The organism is Flaviramulus multivorans, from assembly GCF_021728415.1.
Taxonomy (GTDB): domain Bacteria; phylum Bacteroidota; class Bacteroidia; order Flavobacteriales; family Flavobacteriaceae; genus Sabulilitoribacter; species Sabulilitoribacter multivorans.
In genome coordinates this window covers 316,098-334,353 of sequence record NZ_JAKKDV010000004.1, presented here as the reverse complement: position 1 = coordinate 334,353, position 18,256 = coordinate 316,098, and the positions used below count along the sequence as shown (strand labels likewise).

Annotated in this window: 14 protein-coding genes and 1 pseudogene; 13 read left to right on the top strand and 2 right to left on the bottom strand. The window is 31.9% G+C overall.

Features of this window, described 5'->3' with window-relative positions:
• Together L3X39_RS11450 and L3X39_RS11445 are read left to right on the top strand one after the other, a co-directional pair.
• Nucleotides 1-151 (top strand): annotated as a pseudogene (locus L3X39_RS11450) (fructose-6-phosphate aldolase); the annotation flags it as partial.
• Nucleotides 152-306: 155 nt separating this feature from the next.
• A complete protein-coding gene (locus tag L3X39_RS11445) occupies nt 307-2,691 on the top strand; it encodes a GAF domain-containing protein (RefSeq protein WP_237231919.1) in 2,385 nt (794 codons plus the stop codon).
• Here L3X39_RS11445 and L3X39_RS11440 read toward each other — a convergent pair.
• Complete coding sequence (locus L3X39_RS11440; RefSeq protein ID WP_237231918.1) at nt 2,688-3,968, bottom strand: Pycsar system effector family protein; 1,281 nt, start codon at nt 3,966-3,968, stop codon at nt 2,688-2,690. The two genes, L3X39_RS11445 and L3X39_RS11440, sit on opposite strands and share 4 nt — an antisense overlap.
• Before the next feature lie 151 nt (nt 3,969-4,119).
• Here L3X39_RS11440 and msrB point away from each other — a divergent pair, with 151 nt between their 5' ends.
• The 3 genes from msrB to L3X39_RS11425 are packed head-to-tail and all read left to right on the top strand — an operon-like array spanning nt 4,120 to nt 8,868.
• Nucleotides 4,120-4,581, top strand: coding sequence for a peptide-methionine (R)-S-oxide reductase MsrB (msrB, locus tag L3X39_RS11435; RefSeq protein WP_237231917.1), 462 nt, complete (start codon nt 4,120-4,122; stop codon nt 4,579-4,581).
• Entirely contained in the window at nt 4,571-5,110 is a 540-nt protein-coding gene (gene msrA / locus L3X39_RS11430) for a peptide-methionine (S)-S-oxide reductase MsrA (RefSeq protein ID WP_237231916.1), read from the top strand. The genes msrB and msrA overlap by 11 nt, the downstream gene beginning before the upstream one ends.
• 56 nt (nt 5,111-5,166) lie before the next feature.
• On the top strand, nt 5,167-8,868 hold the full coding sequence (locus tag L3X39_RS11425) for a metallophosphoesterase (RefSeq protein WP_237231915.1): 3,702 nt from the start codon (nt 5,167-5,169) through the stop codon (nt 8,866-8,868).
• On the opposite strand, the gene L3X39_RS11420 is transcribed toward L3X39_RS11425, so the two are convergent.
• Nucleotides 8,865-9,665: a hypothetical protein gene (locus tag L3X39_RS11420; RefSeq protein WP_237231914.1), complete on the bottom strand. Its 801-nt coding sequence runs from the start codon at nt 9,663-9,665 to the stop codon at nt 8,865-8,867. The two genes, L3X39_RS11425 and L3X39_RS11420, sit on opposite strands and share 4 nt — an antisense overlap.
• Nucleotides 9,666-9,715: 50 nt before the next feature.
• On the opposite strand from L3X39_RS11420, the gene L3X39_RS11415 reads away from it, so the two are divergent.
• The 8 genes from L3X39_RS11415 to L3X39_RS11380 all read left to right on the top strand — a co-directional run bounded on the left by L3X39_RS11415 (nt 9,716) and on the right by L3X39_RS11380 (nt 18,254).
• On the top strand, nt 9,716-10,927 hold the full coding sequence (locus L3X39_RS11415) for a BaiN/RdsA family NAD(P)/FAD-dependent oxidoreductase (protein ID WP_237231913.1): 1,212 nt from the start codon (nt 9,716-9,718) through the stop codon (nt 10,925-10,927).
• Nucleotides 10,928-11,461, top strand: a complete 534-nt coding sequence (locus L3X39_RS11410; RefSeq protein ID WP_237231912.1) for a DUF1697 domain-containing protein — start codon at nt 10,928-10,930, stop codon at nt 11,459-11,461.
• 6 nt (nt 11,462-11,467) lie between these two features.
• Entirely contained in the window at nt 11,468-12,547 is a 1,080-nt protein-coding gene (locus L3X39_RS11405; protein ID WP_237231911.1) for a diphosphomevalonate decarboxylase, read from the top strand.
• A gap of 28 nt (nt 12,548-12,575) precedes the next feature.
• Nucleotides 12,576-13,505, top strand: a complete 930-nt coding sequence (locus tag L3X39_RS11400; protein ID WP_237231910.1) for a mevalonate kinase family protein — start codon at nt 12,576-12,578, stop codon at nt 13,503-13,505.
• 53 nt (nt 13,506-13,558) lie between these two features.
• Complete coding sequence (locus tag L3X39_RS11395) at nt 13,559-14,461, top strand: geranylgeranylglycerol-phosphate geranylgeranyltransferase (protein WP_237231909.1); 903 nt, start codon at nt 13,559-13,561, stop codon at nt 14,459-14,461.
• A 64-nt stretch (nt 14,462-14,525) separates the two neighbouring features.
• Nucleotides 14,526-15,398, top strand: coding sequence for a pseudouridine synthase (locus L3X39_RS11390; RefSeq protein WP_237231908.1), 873 nt, complete (start codon nt 14,526-14,528; stop codon nt 15,396-15,398).
• A 341-nt stretch (nt 15,399-15,739) separates the two neighbouring features.
• Entirely contained in the window at nt 15,740-17,143 is a 1,404-nt protein-coding gene (locus L3X39_RS11385; protein WP_237231907.1) for a type III PLP-dependent enzyme domain-containing protein, read from the top strand.
• Between the two features lie 136 nt (nt 17,144-17,279).
• Nucleotides 17,280-18,254 carry a deoxyhypusine synthase family protein gene (locus L3X39_RS11380; RefSeq protein WP_237231926.1) on the top strand — a complete coding sequence of 325 codons (975 nt, stop codon included), beginning with the start codon at nt 17,280-17,282 and terminating at the stop codon, nt 18,252-18,254.
• Nucleotides 18,255-18,256: the final 2 nt, after the last annotated feature.

Sequence of the window (18,256 nt, the reverse complement as noted above, 5' to 3'; positions counted from 1 at the left end):
ACGTCATACAATGCACATTATAGATTGTGCTAAATTAGGTAGTGATGTTATGACAGGACCACTTTCAGCAATAAAAGGGTTATTAAAACACCCATTAACAGATATTGGTTTGGCTAAATTTTTAGAAGATTACAAAAAAGGAAACCAATAGTTTAGATTAAAATAAAAATAATTTAAAGCTTCTCGAAAACCGAGAAGCTTTTTTTTGTTAAAGTTTGTAACAATATTAGTGTTATGAAGTCTATAATTTAACGACTTAATCAATAATTTGTAACTTTGTATTTTAATCACAATCATATAAGTATCATGGATGTTAATGACGATATTGAATCGCCTTTAAAGCTAAAAATCAGCTTTAACAGGTTGTTAGAGCATTATGAGACTATGTCTGATAGTGAGGATGAATTTATTGCTAATAAAGCTAATAAGGTTTTAGAAATAGCCAAGAAACACCCTGAATTAAGGGATGGTTTTAGCGATGTTTCACTTTTAAAAACAAGGGAAAAAGAAATTCAAATATTACTTCAGGACACATTTAGTCCGCTATTAACAAAAAACGAAATTAAAACAGCTTCGGTTCCGCTTCATGATTTAATTTTTAATTCGTCAGAGCGGTTTAAAAACATTATTAAAACGGCCGGTGGTGATTTTGAACTTCAAATAAAAAATATGCCACAAAATGATATGTATATAATGGCATGTACAATCATTTTAAATTTTTGTTATGGGTATAATTTAAACTTTAAAAGGCCTTTTTATTATCAAATTCCAGATGAAAATGGCATACTTCGTTATTATAAGATATTATATAATGCGGATTTTTGTGAAATTATTCCAACTGATAATGCGCCAAAAATAACTAAAGAAGATTACGATGAGTTATTAGACAATTTTGATAATATTGAAATTTGGAAAGAAAAATTTCCACCTCATAGTTATCTTTTTAAAGGTTTTGTTATATCGAACATTTTTGATGTAACAGATGATCAGTCTATATCAAATATAAAATCGAACTTAATAATTGACGAAACTTGCATGGAAGATAGTTTTGCCGATAATTTCCGAGATATTTTTAGTTCGTTATTTGGCATTAAGGATGTAAAGGTTGGGTTTTCAATTTACAATAAAGAAGATGACACTTTTGAGAAGGTACATGGTATAGGTGCTAATAGTTTTTTAATAAACAATGCCGATAGTAAAGAATGTAAAGAATGTTTGTGTTCATGGTCTTATGAAAGGTTATTAAAAGAAAATAAATATTTTTCAGTTTCTGATGTCGATAAGCTTTATAAAATTTCTAAAGGAAAAGCACCACATATTGTAGCATTGCACGAACAAGGTATTAAGAGTGCAATTTTTGCACCAATAGCTAATGAGCAAGGTTTAATGGGGATATTAGAAATTGTATCCTATACTCCACAGGAACTTAACAGTATTAATGCGAACAAGTTGCTTGATGTTATGCCTTTTATTGTATCAGCAGTAGAACGCTCAACCAATGAAGAAGAGAATTTAATTGAGGCTATTATTCAGCAGGAATGTACTTCAATTCACCCAAGTGTTTCTTGGAAATTTAAACAAGCGGCAAAAAAGTTTTTAATCGACAGTCAAAAAAATCAAATAGAAAAACCATCCTTTAGCAAAATAGCTTTTGATAACGTATATCCATTATTTGGACAAATTGATGTGAAAGGTTCGTCAGATGCTAGAAATCTTGCCACACAAAAAGATTTAGCGTTACAATTAACATTGGTAGATAAAATTTTGGACATTATTCCTAAAAATGAAGAATTACCAATTTATGAGCAATTAAAGTTTCAAATTGAGGCATTTAATCAAGCAATAAAAGCGGATTTTAAAGTAGATACAGAGCATGAATTAACGAGGTTTTTTAAAGAAGAAATAGAGCCATTATTCATTTTCTTTTTAGAAAAAAAGGATTTCGCAAAAGAAGAAATTGAAGATTATTTCAGTAAAGTTGATACCAATTTAAACGTTATTTATTATTACAGAAAAAATTACGACGATACCATTGCGCTTATCAATAAAAACATGTCGGCTTTACTTGATCATAAACAAATAGAGGCTCAAAACATGTATCCTCATTTTTTTGAACGTTTTAAAACAGATGGTGTTGAGCATAACATGTACATAGGCGAGTCTATTACCAAAGAAGAAAGTTTTAATACCATTTACTTGTACAATCTAAGACTATGGCAACTGCAAGTCATGTATGAAATGGAAAATGATTTTTACCAAAATCAGGATGAATATCCTATTGGTTTAGATGTAGCTTCCATGATTTTAGTATTCAATCAGCCGCTTTCTATAAGATTTAGGATGGATGAAAAGCAATTTGATGTAGATGGAACCTACAATGCGCGTTATGAGGTTGTAAAAAAACGTGTCGATAAAGCTTTTATTAAAGGTACCGAAGAACGTGTGACTCAAAAGGGTAAAATGAGCATTATTTACTCGCAGAAAGAAGATGAAATTGAGTATTTAAAATATGTTCGTTTTATGCAGTCTAAAAAAATGTTTGACGATGATGTTGAAATACTAGAGTTGCAAGACCTACAAGGGGTTACAGGCTTAAAGGCAATTCGTGTGAGTATGATTTACCATAAAAATAATGGTAATGATAACGTTTTCTACACATATGACGATTTAATGAAAGAAATTAAAGCCTAAACAACTTTATAAGTTTCATTATCAGAACCCGTTATCTCATATATTGAATTAATCAAAGTAGAATCGTTTTCATCGGGCAAAACATCTTCCAATTTAGCACCATTAGTTTTTAAAGCAATTCCAAAAGAAAGTACCGAAACAATCATACCTATCATAAAGATGGTATAAGTAATTCTTAATATTCTATATTTTCGTTCTAGTACTTTTCCTAAAAAATAAAGATCCTTAGTTAAGGAGCTATATACATAGTCTTTATCTTTTAAAAGTTCTTTAACAGCCCAATCGTACTCAGCTAAACTCATTTTATGAAAGTTTCCAAAAAAGGTAAGATTTACATCTTTATTAGCAACATCTTCTTTGGTAAACTCACCACTTGTTACATTAGGTCTGGTTGCTATAATAGATAAAACCATTGAAATAACACAAGACAATGTGAAAATAGCGGTTGGATAGACTAAATAAGGATTGGTGTCCAACTTTGAAATTAAATTAGCTAGAACAAGCGATATGATAATAGCATTTACAGATAGTAAAATATTGGCTTTTGTATCGGCAATATCACTTAATTTAATATGATTTCTTAGGGCAACTCTATAAAACGTTTGTATTCCACGTTCTGGACTTTCATTTTTATATTGTGCTTTATATTTTGCTTTTAGTTCTTCTGTTTTAAGCTTACTTCGTCTTTTCTTTTTAGTTTTTATAAGTTTTGAAAGATTCTTTTCCTTACGTGGTTGCCAATTTTTTAAGGCATAATCCGTATAAAACTCGTGCTTTTCTGCAAGTACTTTTATGTTTTCATCCAACCATTCATTTGGGGTATAACTTGCAATACCTTGTAACTCTAACTCTTTTCTTAAAAACTCGCTGGCCTCTAGAAAATATTTTTTCCCAAAATGAGAGGCATCAGCGTCTCTAATTACTTTTCCAAGATGGGTTTTAGGTGAATCTTTAAATTTAGTATCCATGATGCATGAATTAACGGCTTCAATCGTTTTTTTATCGGCATCATTATCTTTTAAAAAGGCAGTTGCAATTTTTACACTCTCTTCTTCATGACCTTCCCTTGTTTTAATATATCCTGTATCGTGTAATAAGGCTGTAAGCTCAAGTACTTCAGCATCTTTTTTACTAATATCTGTATTTTTTATAATCTCGCGTACACTTCTTAAAACACGTTCGGTATGGGTATAATTATGGTATAAAAAACTTGCATCTAATTCATTTTTAAACAAATCGAACACAAACTTTTCGGCACTTTCTATTAATTTCGACATAAAACAAGTTAATTTATAATCACAAATTACTAAAATTTAAATATATTATGAGTGATTTAAGATAAAGATTTTAATTGTAAGAAAACCAACTTAATTTCGACTAGTTTAATCTTAAACTAATATTAATTTAACAAAGAAAGACTTATAAAGTATGCTTACTTGGAAAGAAGTTATCAACTTTTCCGTAAAGGGAAACCCAACACCAGACAAACGTGTAGAAAAAACAGAAGCTGAGTGGAAGTCTCTATTAACACCTGAACAATTCAGAATTACAAGATTAAAAGGTACAGAGCGACCACATAGTGGAGCACTATGCAGTATTCACGAAGCCGGAAGGTACAATTGTATATGTTGTAATACACCGTTGTTTGATTCTACTATTAAATTTGAATCAGGTACAGGTTGGCCTAGTTTTACACAGCCCATTAAGGAAAATGCTATTAAATATGAGCGAGATACAGCCTTTGGAATGGTTCGTGTAGAAGTTATGTGTAATACTTGCGATGCGCACTTAGGACATGTGTTTCCGGACGGACCAGAACCCAGCGGGCTTCGATATTGTATTAATTCTGAATCCATGCAGTTAGAACAGGAGATTACAAATGAGCAATAAAAATTCAGAAATCGCTACGGTGGGTGGCGGCTGTTTTTGGTGCACCGAAGCAGTATTTCAAGAAGTAAAAGGGGTTGAAAAAGTAGTTTCTGGATATTCGGGCGGTAGTGTTCCTGGGCACCCAACGTATCGTGAAATATGCTCTGGTTTAACTGGGCATGCTGAGGTTGTACAAATTACTTTTGACGCTTCAAAAATCTCTTATGAAGACATATTAGTCATTTTCATGACTACTCATAATCCAACAACATTAAATAGGCAGGGTGCTGATAAAGGCACTCAATATCGTTCGGTCATTTTTTATCATAATGATGCTCAAAAGCAAATAGCAGAAACTGTGGTTAAGGAAATGGCAAGGTACTATGAAGACCCAATCGTTACAGAAATTTCTCCGTTGGATGTTTTTTATGAAGCCGAAAGTCAGCATCAAAATTATTACAAAAATAATAAAGAACAAGGTTATTGCGGCTTTGTAATTACTCCTAAATTGGCAAAATTAAGAAATCTACACGCGGATAAATTGAAGTAATGGTCCTAATCTATTATAAAAAAATAAAATCTTAACTTCGCTTAAACGCATTTTTTATGACTAACTATAAACCTTTTTTATTTGTTCTTGCTTTATTTCTAAGTGCTTGTGCCACTTTAAAACCACAATATGCAAATGAAGAAGATAAACAAAATACATTTCCAGATAAAGAAATAGACAAAACATTCTATCTTATTGGTGATGCAGGGTTATCACCTATTGGTGGAATGTCTTCAGCCTTAACAGCATTTAATAAACATATAGAAGGGAAAAAAACTAAAGACGATTACACTATTTTTTTAGGAGATAATATTTATCCTTCAGGCTTGCCTGTTAAAAACCATAAAGGAAGAGCGAGTGCAGAAAACGCTTTAAATGCTCAGGTAAATTCAGTTAAAACCTTTAAAGGTAAAACTATTTTTATTCCTGGAAATCATGATTGGTATTCTAATGGTTTAAAAGGGTTAAAACGAGAAGAAAAATATATAGAAGATTTACTTGGAAAAAATACGTTTCAACCTGAAGATGGTTGTCCGCTAAAAAGTATTGATGTTGGTGAAACAATTCAATTAATAATCATTGATACACAATGGTATTTAGAAAATTGGAACAATCATCCAACCGTTAATGATGATTGCGAAATAAAAACTAGAGAGCGATTTTTTGAAGAAATTGAAGGGGAATTAAAAAAGGCTCAAAATAAAACGACCATTTTTGCAATGCATCATCCTATGTTAACAAATGGTACGCATGGCGGAAAATACGCCTTATCTAAACACTTATATCCGTTTCAAAAGAAAATACCGCTTCCTGGTATAGCATCATTAGTTACTCAGCTTAGAACTCAGGGAGGGGTGTCTATTCAAGACCGATATAACGAGCGTTATCATGATTTAATGAGCCGTTTAGAAACAATGACTCTGGATGCTGATAATGTAGTATTTGTTTCAGGGCATGAACATACTTTGCAATACCTTGAAAAAGAAACCATAAAACAAATAGTATCGGGTTCTGGTGCGAAAGAATCATCAGTTGAGTTAAGTGACACAGGATTGTTTTCTTACGGGAAACAAGGCTTTGTGGAGCTCACTGTTTTTAAAGATGGAAGTAGTTGGGTAAGATATTATGGTGAAGAAAACAATCAACCAAAATTATTATTTACAAAAGAAGTTTTTCCACCCACAAAAACCTATGATATTTCAAATTTACCAGAAACCTTTCCACAAGAAGTTGAAGTGTCTATATATTCAAAAGATGAAACCGATGTGTCAGGTTTTTTTGAATCGGTATGGGGAAGTCATTATCGCGATGTTTATAGTACAAAAATAAAGGCAAAAGTAGCAACGCTTGACACTTTATATGGTGGATTGGAAGTTGTTCGAAAAGGCGGCGGTCACCAAACAAGATCACTTAGATTAAAAACTAAAGATGGAAGAGAGCTAAATATGCGTGCACTCCGTAAAAGTGCTACCCAATACTTGCAAGCAGTACTTTTTAAAGACACTTATATTCAAGATGAGTTTGAAAAAACTGCTATTGAAGGTTTAATCCTTGATTTTTATACGGCAGCACATCCTTATGCTTTCGCCGTTGTTCCAGATTTATCAAATGCAGCAAAAATATTTCATACAAATCCTAAATTATATTTTATTCCAAAGCATAAGCATTTAGGTGAATTTAATGAGGAATATGGAGGCGAGTTGTATATGATTGAAGAGCGACCAGAAGATAATTATGTGGATGAAAGAAATTTTGGATACGCAGATGATATTGAAAGTACGCACGATATAATTGAGAAAGTTCGTCAAGATGAAAAATACAAAATTGCCGAGGATGCTTTTGTAAGAGCACGTTTGTTTGATATGCTAATTGGAGATTGGGATAGACATCAAGACCAATGGCGTTGGGCACAATTTGATCAGGAAAATGGAGATAAATACTACCATCCCATTCCTCGAGATCGCGACCAGGTGTTTTCAAATTTTGATGGTGCTTTGTTAGATGTTATGAAAATTATTTCGGGGTCTACCAAACAATTGCAAGTATATGATGAAGAGTTAAAAGATATTGAGTGGATGAATAGTGCTGGCATAAAGTTAGACCGGGTACTTATCCAAGATGCAGATAAAAAAGTTTGGTTAGAACAGGCTAAATTTCTTCAAGAAAACATAACTGATGCGATAATTGAAGAAGCCTTCACCAAGGTGCCTGAAGAAGTTCAAGATAAAACGTTACAAGAAATTAAAGAGAAATTGAAAGGTAGACGTTCTAATCTTATAGACATCGCTACCCGTTATTACAATCACTTGAATGAGTTGGTTATTTTAACAGGAACTGATAAAGATGATTTTATAGAAGTTATTAGAACAGGAGATGAAGAAACGCGTGTTATTATTTCTAGAATTATTGATGGTAAAAAAGGGGAAGTAATTGTTGATAAGGTTTTTAATAGAACAATCACCAAGGAAATATGGATTTACGGATTAGATGATAAGGATATTTTTGAAGTATCAGGTAAAGCCAATAATTTAATTTATACGCGCTTAATTGGTGGACAAGAAAACGATACATATAGAATTAAAAACGGACGACGTATTAAAGTTTATGACCATGAGAGTAAACCGAACACTGTAGAAGAAAACAAGGGTGCACAAATTAGACTAACGGATGTTTATAATTTGAATTTATTCGATTTTAATAAAAACATAGTAAAATCAAGTGTCATTACTCCTGCTGTTGGATTTAATCCAGATGATGGGTTTTTGTTAGGGGTTAATTTTTCTAAAACAATTAAAGGTTTTCAACGTAATCCTTATTCGCAACAACATAGGTTTAAAGGAGGTTATTACTTTGCAACTAGTGGGTTTTCATTATTGTATGATGGAGAGTTTGCAAATATTATGAATGACTGGAATTTACATGTTGGTGGACAATTTACAACTGAAAATTTTACAAATAACTTTTTTGGATATGGAAACGAAACAGTTAATAACGATGACCAATTAGATTTGGATTATAACCGCGTTAAAACAAGTATTTATGCGGCTAAAGTTGGCATTATAAAGAAAGGTAATTTTGGTAGCGATTATGGGTTTAGAGCGATTTTAGAAGGTATAGAAATTGAAAATACTCAGGATAGATTTATAGCCAGTTTTATGCCTGTAACAAACGAGGATTTTTACAAACGACGCTTTTTCGGTGCTCTTGAAGCAGAGTTTAATTACAAAAGTTTTGATAACGCTATTAACCCTTCCAAAGGGATGACGTTTTTGTTTAATATTGGTGGTAAAACAGAATTTAAAGAAACTAAAAACACATATGGTTATTTAAATTCGAATCTAGGATTTTATAACTCACTTTCTGAAAATAAAAAATTAGTTTTAAAAACAGACGCAAGATTACAAGTACGTGTTGGAGATGAATTAGTGTTTTACCAAGCTGCAAATATTGGAGGTGAAAACGGATTAAGAGGATACAGAACAGAGCGATTTACTGGTAAAAATGCTTTTGTAGGAAGTGCCGATTTACGCTACAGTTTCAACTCATTTAAGACCAATATTTTACCAATTCAAATTGGGGTTTTTGGAGGCTTCGATGTTGGTAGAGTTTGGTTAAAAGGAGATTTTTCAGATAAGTGGCACAACGACTACGGTGGTGGTTTTTGGGTTACCGCAGCTGAAAGTTTATCAGGAACCTTTAACTTTTTTAATAGTGTTGAAGGTTTAAGGTTTTCATTTGGTTTTGGGCTGAACTTTTAGTTTAACTTAAATTCATAAATGTTACCGCCTTCGGTTTTATGTCTCTCGTCCGAAATATAAACAACGGAGTCGTTTTTAAAACATATTCCTTCTTTTTGAGAGCTGTGATTGAATTTTAACTCTTCTACTTTACCTTTAAAAAAGGCGTCAGGTTTAAAGTTTGTGAGTTTCCACAACTTATCATGATTTAATAGAACAACGATTTCACCATTTGCGCTTACCGCTGCCGAGGTAATTTTGTTATGTTTTCCATCTAAATTAAAATCTGTAACTAATTCTGCTACATGGTTTCCAATAGTATTTGGCACTTTCAATAAAAGGCTGGTTTTGTTTTCTTTACTAAATATATAAAATGCATTATCTAGCAAAAAGAAAGCTTCAAAATCTTCCGATTTCACATCTTTAGGAAGTTTAAAATTAATAATTTCAGCAGTAGTATCATCTTTAACTTGTGTAAGATTACTTACTTTATAAATACTAAAGTTTTCTCTTTTTTTGTTGTTATTCCCAAAATCGCCAATGTATATGTTTCCCAACGCATCTGAGGTTAAGTCTTCCCAATCTTCATTTTTTACATTTGAAATATCAATATCTTTTACAATTTTACCGTTCAAATCTAAACCATATAGATTGTTTTTATTGCCAGCATCTTCAATGGTCCAAAGTAAATTTGAACGCTTAACAATTTCTAAAGCAGAAGCTTCTTCTAAATCGCTGTTAATATCGGCAATAACCTTAAGGTTTCCAGTGCTACATGAATAGGTAAGTAAAATAAAGGATAATAGGAATTTGTTCATTTTGGGTTGTACTGATTTATAATGCTAAATTTACAGAGATTTTAAGACTTATGACAGAAAAAGACGTTTTAGTTGTTGGAGGAGGTGCTGCTGGGTTTTTTGCAGCCATAAATATTGCCGAACAAAATCCCAATTTAAATGTAGCCATTTTAGAACGCGGGAAAGAGGTGTTAACCAAGGTAAAAGTGTCTGGTGGCGGGCGATGTAATGTTACACATGCAGAGTTTATACCTTCCGAATTGGTGCTGAATTATCCTAGAGGAGAAAAGGAGTTACTCGGACCGTTCCATCAATTTATGACAGGTGATACTATGGCATGGTTTGAAAAAAGAGGTGTTGAGCTTAAAATAGAGGAAGATGGGCGAATATTTCCAACCTCAGATTCTTCGCAAACCATTATAGATTGTTTTGTTAATGAAGCCAAAAAATATAAGGTTGAAGTGTTAATTAATCATTCTGTTAAGACTATTTCAAAGAGTGAAAGTATTTGGAATATAGAAACAACTCAAGGTTGTTTTTCAGCGAATAAAATTTTAATAGCTACTGGAAGTAACCCTAAAATCTGGAAACTTTTAGAAGATTTGGGTCACACTATTTCACATCCTGTCCCATCACTTTTTACTTTTAATATTAAAGATAAACGCATACAAGATATACCTGGAGTGGTTGCACAACAGGTTGAGGTAAAAGTTTTAGATACCAATTTATGGAGTGAGGGACCACTACTAATTACACATTGGGGAATGAGTGCTCCATCAATTTTAAAACTTTCTGCCTTTGGAGCTCTAGAATTGGCAAAACGTAATTATAAATTTCAAATAGAAATTAATTTTATTAGAAAAACTTTCGAAGATTGTATAAACGATTTAAAAGTTTTAAAATTAGAATTGGCAAAAAAAGCGGTTTTTAAATCCAGTCAATACAATTTGCCAAAACGATTGTGGCAACAATTGGTTTTAGCTTCTAATATTGAAATGAATGCTACTTGGGCAGACTTAAATAAAAACCAATTGGATAACCTTTCAGAACAATTAACAAAAGCTGTTTTTAATGTAGATGGTAAGAGTACATTTAAAGAAGAGTTTGTGACTTCCGGTGGTATTAATTTAAAGGAAGTTAATTTTAAAACCTTTGAAAGTAAACTTCATAAAAATCTGTATTTTGCTGGGGAAGTACTTGATATTGATGCAGTAACAGGAGGTTTTAATTTTCAAAATGCTTGGACAGGAGCTTATATTGTGGCTCAAAATATTTCGTTATAAATGAAAACATACATTGCACTACTTAAAGGAATTAATGTTGGAGGGCACAAAAAAGTCCCTATGGCAGAACTAAGGGAATTACTTAATAAATCTGGATTTAAAAATGTAGAAACCTATATTCAAAGTGGTAATGTAATCTTACAATCTTCAAAAAACAGTATTTTAGAAATAGAAAGTGACATCGAAAAAAGTATTATAGATTATTTCGGATTTGGATTGTCAGTATTAGTAAAAACAAGACAAGATTTAAAACGCATTTTTGATGACTGTCCATTTTCTGAAAACAAAAAGAGAGCAAGTTATTTTATGATGCTTCACGATTGCCCAAATAATGATTTAGCAAAAGAAGCCTCAGAAAAAGTATATGAAGGAGAGGAGTATCAAATTCTCAATAATTGTATTTATTATTTCTGTGAAAAAGGATTTGGAAAAGCAAAATTTAATGTCAATTTTTTCGAAAGAAAACTTAAAACATTTGCTACTGCAAGAAATTACAATACAATGCTAAAGTTGTTATCTTTGTCCGCAGATTAAACCAGCATGAAAGAAGAACAGTTTATTCCAAAACCATACATTAATTCAATAGACGATGGAAGTTTTACTTGGTCGTCTCCAAGTAATATTGCATTGGTAAAATATTGGGGAAAAAAGCAACATCAAATCCCAGAAAACCCATCCGTTAGCTTTACTTTAAGTGACTGTAAAACAATTACTAAACTTAGTTTTTCGAAAAAAGAAAGTGCTAGCGACTTTTCTTTTGAAGTGTTTTTAGATGATGAAAAGAAAGATGATTTTAAGCCGAAAATTGTAACTTTTTTTAAACGAATAGAAAATTATTTACCATTTTTAAAAGACTATCATTTTAAAATTCAAACGTCTAACTCATTTCCTCATAGTTCCGGTATTGCCTCATCAGCTTCTGGTATGAGTGCATTAGCATTATGCTTAATGAGTATAGAAAGAGCGTTAAACCCTAAAATGACAAATGAATACTTTATTCAAAAAGCGTCGTTTTTAGCTCGTTTGGGTTCAGGAAGTGCTTGCCGAAGTTTAGAAGGTGATTTGGTAGTTTGGGGAAAGCATAAAGATATTGATGGAAGCTCTGATTTATTTGGAGTTAAATATCCATTTCGCGTGCACGAAAACTTTAAAAATTATCAAGACACCATCTTATTGGTAGATAAAGGTGAAAAACAAGTAAGCAGTACAGTTGGTCATAATTTAATGCATAACCACCCTTTTGCGGAGGAGCGATTTAAACAGGCTCACAAAAACCTATCTAACTTAATTTCCGTATTTAAAGAAGGAAATATAGATGCTTTTGTTGAAATTGTTGAAAGTGAAGCCTTGACACTTCACGCAATGATGATGACTAGTTTGCCTTATTTCGTATTAATGAAACCAAACACCTTAGAAATAATTAATAAAATTTGGACTTTTAGGAAACAAACAGGCTCAAAAGTTTGCTTTACTTTGGATGCGGGTGCTAATGTACATATGCTTTATCCAGAAAAGGAAACTGAAACTGTATTGAAATTCGTTAATAATGAATTAGTTGCATATTGTCAAAATGGGCATTATATTTGCGACAAAATTGGTTTTGGTGCAAAACAATTGTAACTTTATAACTCCAAATCAACTTAGGTAAATGAAAGGACCACTATTTTACTCAAAAATATTACTCTTTGGAGAATATGGAATTATAAAAGATTCCAAAGGTTTATCTATTCCGTATAACTTTTACAATGGAGCATTAAAGACTGATGAAAATCCTTCTGAAAGTGCCATAAAATCAAATGAGAGTTTAAAACGATTTGTTGATTATCTTCAAAATATTGATACAGATTTAGTTACGTTTGATTTGGAAGCTTTAAAAGCTGATGTAAGCCATGGTATGTACTTTGACTCTTCTATCCCTCAAGGTTATGGTGTAGGGAGTAGCGGCGCTTTGGTCGCGGCGATTTACGACAAATATGCACAAGACAAAATAACGGTTTTAGAAAATTTAACTCGTGAAAAACTGTTAAAGCTGAAATCTATTTTTTCTGAAATGGAATCGTTTTTTCATGGTAAATCTTCAGGATTAGATCCTTTAAACAGTTACTTAAGTATTCCAATTCTCATCAATTCAAAAGATAATATTGAAGCTACAGGTATTCCTTCACAACAAGAAAATGGAAAGGGCGCTGTATTTTTAATTGATAGTGGTATTGTGGGTGAAACGGCTCCTATGGTAAGTATTTTTATGGAAAACATGAAAAAAGAAGGATTTCGTAAAATGCTTAAAAACCAATTTATAAAACATACCGATGCTTGTGTTGAAGATTTTTTAACTGGAAACATTAAGTCTTTATTTAATAATACTAAGCAATTATCTAAGGTAGTTTTAAATCATTTTAAACCAATGATACCAAAGCAGTTTCATGAACTTTGGAAAAAAGGTATTGAAACCAACGATTACTATTTAAAGCTATGTGGCTCTGGTGGCGGAGGTTATATTCTTGGATTTACTGAAGATATTGAAAAGGCTAAACTATCTCTTGCTGATTATAAATTAGAAGTCGTTTACAATTTCTAAAGCTTCATCACTGTCATCCTGAACTTGTTCAGGACCTTATCAAATTTTTTTAGATGCTTTCAAGAAGACAGAAACATATTCTACTCAAGTTTTTCAGCATGTTTTCTGTAGTAAGAGGGTACAATATTCTGGTTATTGTTATTGCTCAATACCTAACATCCGTTTACATATTAGCTCACGATAAACCATTAAAAAGAGTACTATTTGATGCTAATTTGTTCATGTTAGTATTAGCCTCGGCGGCAACCATAGCGGCAGGATACATCATTAATAATTTTTACGATTCTGAAAAAGATTTGATTAATAAACCCATTAAATCTCGTTTAGATAGGTTAGTAAGCCAAAACACAAAATTATCCTTTTATTTTGTGCTTAATTTTGCAGCTGCTATTATGGCTAGCTATGTGTCGTTTAATGCTGTTGTATTCTTTTCAGCATATATTTTTGCCATTTGGTTTTATTCGCATAAATTAAAGAAGTTGCCATTTATTGGAAATTTAACTTCAGCCGTTTTAACAATCACGCCTTTTTTTGCAATTTTCTTGTACTACAAAAATTTTGAAACGGTCATTTTTGTACACGCTATTTTCTTGTTTTTAATGATTTCTATGCGAGAACTTACCAAGGATTTAGAAAATCTAAAAGGCGATTTACTTCAAAATTATAAAACAATACCTATTGTATATGGGCAAAAATTATCAAAAACGATGCTTACCATTTTAGCTGCTTTAACGCTCATTCCAACTTACCTGTTGTTATTTAAATTTGAGATTGGATATATGTACGTGTTTTTTTATGCTAGTACAGTTTTGCTATTAATATTTTTAATTATCCTTTGGAAATCTAAAACCAAAACGCATTATTTAATTCTTCATAATATTTTAAAGTTCATCATACTTACAGGTGTTTTTAGCATTCTATTAATTGATGTAGGCGTTATCTTAAATCGCATTTAAATCATAAATGTAAAATCGCAATTAGTAAATTTATACAGTATCTTTGCACAAAAAATAAATCTATATGAACAGGCATCAAGGGAGTAGTGGAAAAGGAAAAGCCTCAGGAAGAGGAAGTAATAATACGCGTAAAACAAGTTACGCTAGAGGAAATGCGCCTATAAAAAAGCAAGGAGGTTATACAAAACCATCTGAGGCTTCAAAACCAATCATGCCAAAAAAATCGAATCCAAACGAAATCCGATTAAATAAATATATAGCTAATTCTGGTATTTGCTCACGTCGTGAAGCCGATGTGCATATTGCAACGGGGTTGGTAACTGTAAACGGTAAGGTGATTACCGAAATGGGTTATAAGGTTAAATTAAATGATGAGGTAAGATACGATGGAGCGCGCGTAAACCCTGAAAAAAAGGCGTATGTGTTACTTAACAAACCCAAAGGTTTTGCAACAACTACAAGTGAAGGTAAAGGAAGAACCGTAATGGATTTGGTTGCGAACGCTACAACTTCTCGTATAAGACCTATTGGGCGTTTGGGTAGAAACTCAAAAGGACTTTTGCTTTTTACAAATGATGATCAAATACACGATAAGTTTACAAATTCGAAAAACGGGGTAGCACGTTTATTTCATATAGAACTAGATAAAAATTTAAAGCTTGAAGATTTAAAAAAGATTCGAGAAGGCTTTAAAGTTGAAGGGAAACTTATTGCTGTTGAGGAAATAAGTTATATTGATGGGGCTTCAAAAAGAGAAATTGGTTTAAAAATAAAAAATACAGGTAATACGATTATTCGAACTATTTTTGACTACTTAAAATACGAGGTAGTTAGTATTGACTGTGTAGCCATTGGGCATTTAACCAAAAAGGACATACCACGAGGTAGCTGGAAGCATTTAACCGAGCAGGAGTTGAATACTTTAAAGATGCTTTAATTGTAATTTTTAATACTCTGAATCCATTAAAAAAAATCCCAAAAAAAAGTATTGAAATTAAAATTTTTATATTTCATTTGCACTGTTTTTAGCTGAACAAATTGAAATCTGTTTATATGTTCGGGCTTTTGAAAATTAGGAAGTCATATTCAAAAGCAGCTTATCGTTTAAGCAACCGAATTTTAAAGCTAACTTCCGTTTTATCTTTATATGCTAGCCAGCATATATATGGCTTTGTACCTACTACCCAGAGCCAAATTCAAGTTTGATATTCTTTTTTTTTATTAGTTTAACGCCTAATTAATTTTTGGGCATTATCTTTAACTCTTTAAAAAAAATAAATGAATACAAAATATATTGATTTAATTGATCAAACTTTTGATTTTCCACAAGAAGAATTTACACTTGAAAATAGAACTTTAGAGTTTCATGGCATTAACCTTATGGAGTTGGTTGAAACTTATGGAGCACCTTTAAAATTTACGTACTTACCACAAATATCTAATAATATTATTAAAGCCAAAAAATGGTTTGATGATGCTATTAAAAATCATAAATACAAAGGCAAATATCATTACTGCTATTGTACAAAAAGCTCGCATTTTAACCATGTATTAAATGAAGCTTTAAAAAACGACATTCATATTGAAACCTCTTCGGCTTTTGATATTGATATTGTTGAAAATTTAAAAAAGCAAGGTAAAATAACGGATGATACTTATGTTATTAGCAATGGTTTTAAAAGAGAACAATACATCTCTAATATAGCTCGATTAATTAATAATGGACATAAAAATGCAATTCCCATAATTGATAATTACGAGGAAATAGACTTATTATCTCGAGAGATTGAAGGAAAATTTAATGTAGGTATTAGAATAGCCTCTGAGGAAGAACCCAAATTTGAGTTTTATACATCGCGGTTGGGTATTGGTTATAAAAACATTGTACCTTTTTATAAGAATCAAATTCAGAAGAATAAAAAAGTTAAGTTAAAGATGCTTCACTTTTTCATTAATACCGGTATTAGGGATAATGCATATTACTGGAATGAATTGCATAAATGTTTGAAGGTTTATACCAGTTTAAAAAAGATTTGTCCATCATTGGATAGTTTAAATATAGGAGGCGGGTTCCCAATAAAAAACTCATTAGCTTTTGAGTTTGATTATCAATATATGGTTGATGAAATTATTAACCAGATTAATTTAGCATGCGAAGAAGAAGAAGTAAAAGCTCCTAATATTTTTACAGAGTTTGGAAGTTTTACTGTTGGTGAAAGCGGTGGCGCTATTTATGAAGTACTTTACCAGAAACAACAAAATGACCGTGAAAAGTGGAACATGATAAATTCGTCATTCATTACTACTTTACCCGATACTTGGGCTATAAACAAACGCTTTATTTTGCTACCAATAAATCGATGGCATGAAAGTTACGAGCGTGTGCTTTTGGGCGGTTTAACTTGTGACAGTGATGATTATTACAATAGCGAACAGCACATGAACGCTATTTATTTACCAAAATACAATAAAGAAAAGCCTTTGTATATTGGGTTTTTTAATACAGGTGCTTATCAAGAAACTATTGGAGGTTTTGGCGGTCTGCAACACTGTTTAATTCCATCGCCAAAGCATATTTTAATAGACAAAGATGTGGACGGTAATATAACAACTAAGCTTTTTAGCGAACAACAGACGAGTGAAGATTTGCTGAAAATACTAGGTTATAGTAATGGGAATTAATAAAATAATTGTCTATTACTTTTAAAATTACAACATACAATTATTGTATTGTAGCTAGTTAAGTTATAAATTTATAGACAAAGCCATTGGGCACAATAATAACAAATATAAAACGCTACAAAATATAGCGACTATGATGACAAAAAAAGGACCAATTTCACAATTTATAGAAAAACATTACTTGCATTTTAATGCGGCAGCTTTAGTAGATGCCGCTAAAGGATATGAGGCACAACTTAATTCGGGGGCTAAAATGTTAGTTTCTTTAGCAGGGGCCATGAGTACTGCTGAATTAGGTAAGAGTTTTGCAGAAATGATACGTCAAGATAAAGTACATATTATTTCTTGTACTGGAGCAAATTTAGAAGAAGATATTATGAATTTGGTTGCACATTCGCATTACAAACGTGTACCAAATTATCGGGATTTGACGCCACAGGAAGAATGGGACTTACTTGAGAAAGGATTAAATAGAGTTACCGATACTTGCATTCCAGAGCATGAGGCATTTCGTCGTTTACAAGAACATATTTATAAGATTTGGAAAGATGCTGAAACCAAAGGTGAACGCTACTTACCACACGAGTATATGTACAAAATGCTACTATCTGGAGTTTTAGAACAATACTATGAAATAGACTTAAAAGACTCCTGGATGTATGCAGCAGCAGAAAAAAATCTGCCTATAGTTTGCCCAGGATGGGAGGATAGTACTATGGGGAATATTTTTGCTAGTTATGTTTTAAAAGGCGACCTAAAAGCTAGCACCATGAAATCTGGGATTGAGTACATGACGTTTTTAGCCGATTGGTATACTGATAATTCTAAAAAAGGCATTGGTTTCTTTCAAATTGGCGGAGGTATTGCAGGTGATTTCCCAATATGTGTGGTACCAATGTTATATCAAGATATGGAGCGTACTGATACACCATTCTGGAGTTATTTTTGTCAAATAAGCGATTCAACAACAAGTTATGGGTCATATTCTGGAGCTGTGCCTAACGAGAAAATAACTTGGGGAAAATTAGATATAGACACACCAAAATTTATTATTGAAAGCGATGCTACTATTGTAGCACCATTAATTTTTGCTTATTTATTAGGTCAATAACC

What these genes read in the sequence shown, in the direction of transcription:
- L3X39_RS11445 (WP_237231919.1), top strand. Translation starts at nt 307, where the DNA reads ATGGATGTTAATGACGATATTGAATCGCCTTTAAAGCTAAAAATCAGC.
- L3X39_RS11440 (WP_237231918.1), bottom strand. Translation starts at nt 3,968, where the DNA reads ATGTCGAAATTAATAGAAAGTGCCGAAAAGTTTGTGTTCGATTTGTTT.
- msrB (WP_237231917.1), top strand. Translation starts at nt 4,120, where the DNA reads ATGCTTACTTGGAAAGAAGTTATCAACTTTTCCGTAAAGGGAAACCCA.
- msrA (WP_237231916.1), top strand. Translation starts at nt 4,571, where the DNA reads ATGAGCAATAAAAATTCAGAAATCGCTACGGTGGGTGGCGGCTGTTTT.
- L3X39_RS11425 (WP_237231915.1), top strand. Translation starts at nt 5,167, where the DNA reads ATGACTAACTATAAACCTTTTTTATTTGTTCTTGCTTTATTTCTAAGT.
- L3X39_RS11420 (WP_237231914.1), bottom strand. Translation starts at nt 9,665, where the DNA reads ATGAACAAATTCCTATTATCCTTTATTTTACTTACCTATTCATGTAGC.
- L3X39_RS11415 (WP_237231913.1), top strand. Translation starts at nt 9,716, where the DNA reads ATGACAGAAAAAGACGTTTTAGTTGTTGGAGGAGGTGCTGCTGGGTTT.
- L3X39_RS11410 (WP_237231912.1), top strand. Translation starts at nt 10,928, where the DNA reads ATGAAAACATACATTGCACTACTTAAAGGAATTAATGTTGGAGGGCAC.
- L3X39_RS11405 (WP_237231911.1), top strand. Translation starts at nt 11,468, where the DNA reads ATGAAAGAAGAACAGTTTATTCCAAAACCATACATTAATTCAATAGAC.
- L3X39_RS11400 (WP_237231910.1), top strand. Translation starts at nt 12,576, where the DNA reads ATGAAAGGACCACTATTTTACTCAAAAATATTACTCTTTGGAGAATAT.
- L3X39_RS11395 (WP_237231909.1), top strand. Translation starts at nt 13,559, where the DNA reads ATGCTTTCAAGAAGACAGAAACATATTCTACTCAAGTTTTTCAGCATG.
- L3X39_RS11390 (WP_237231908.1), top strand. Translation starts at nt 14,526, where the DNA reads ATGAACAGGCATCAAGGGAGTAGTGGAAAAGGAAAAGCCTCAGGAAGA.
- L3X39_RS11385 (WP_237231907.1), top strand. Translation starts at nt 15,740, where the DNA reads ATGAATACAAAATATATTGATTTAATTGATCAAACTTTTGATTTTCCA.
- L3X39_RS11380 (WP_237231926.1), top strand. Translation starts at nt 17,280, where the DNA reads ATGACAAAAAAAGGACCAATTTCACAATTTATAGAAAAACATTACTTG.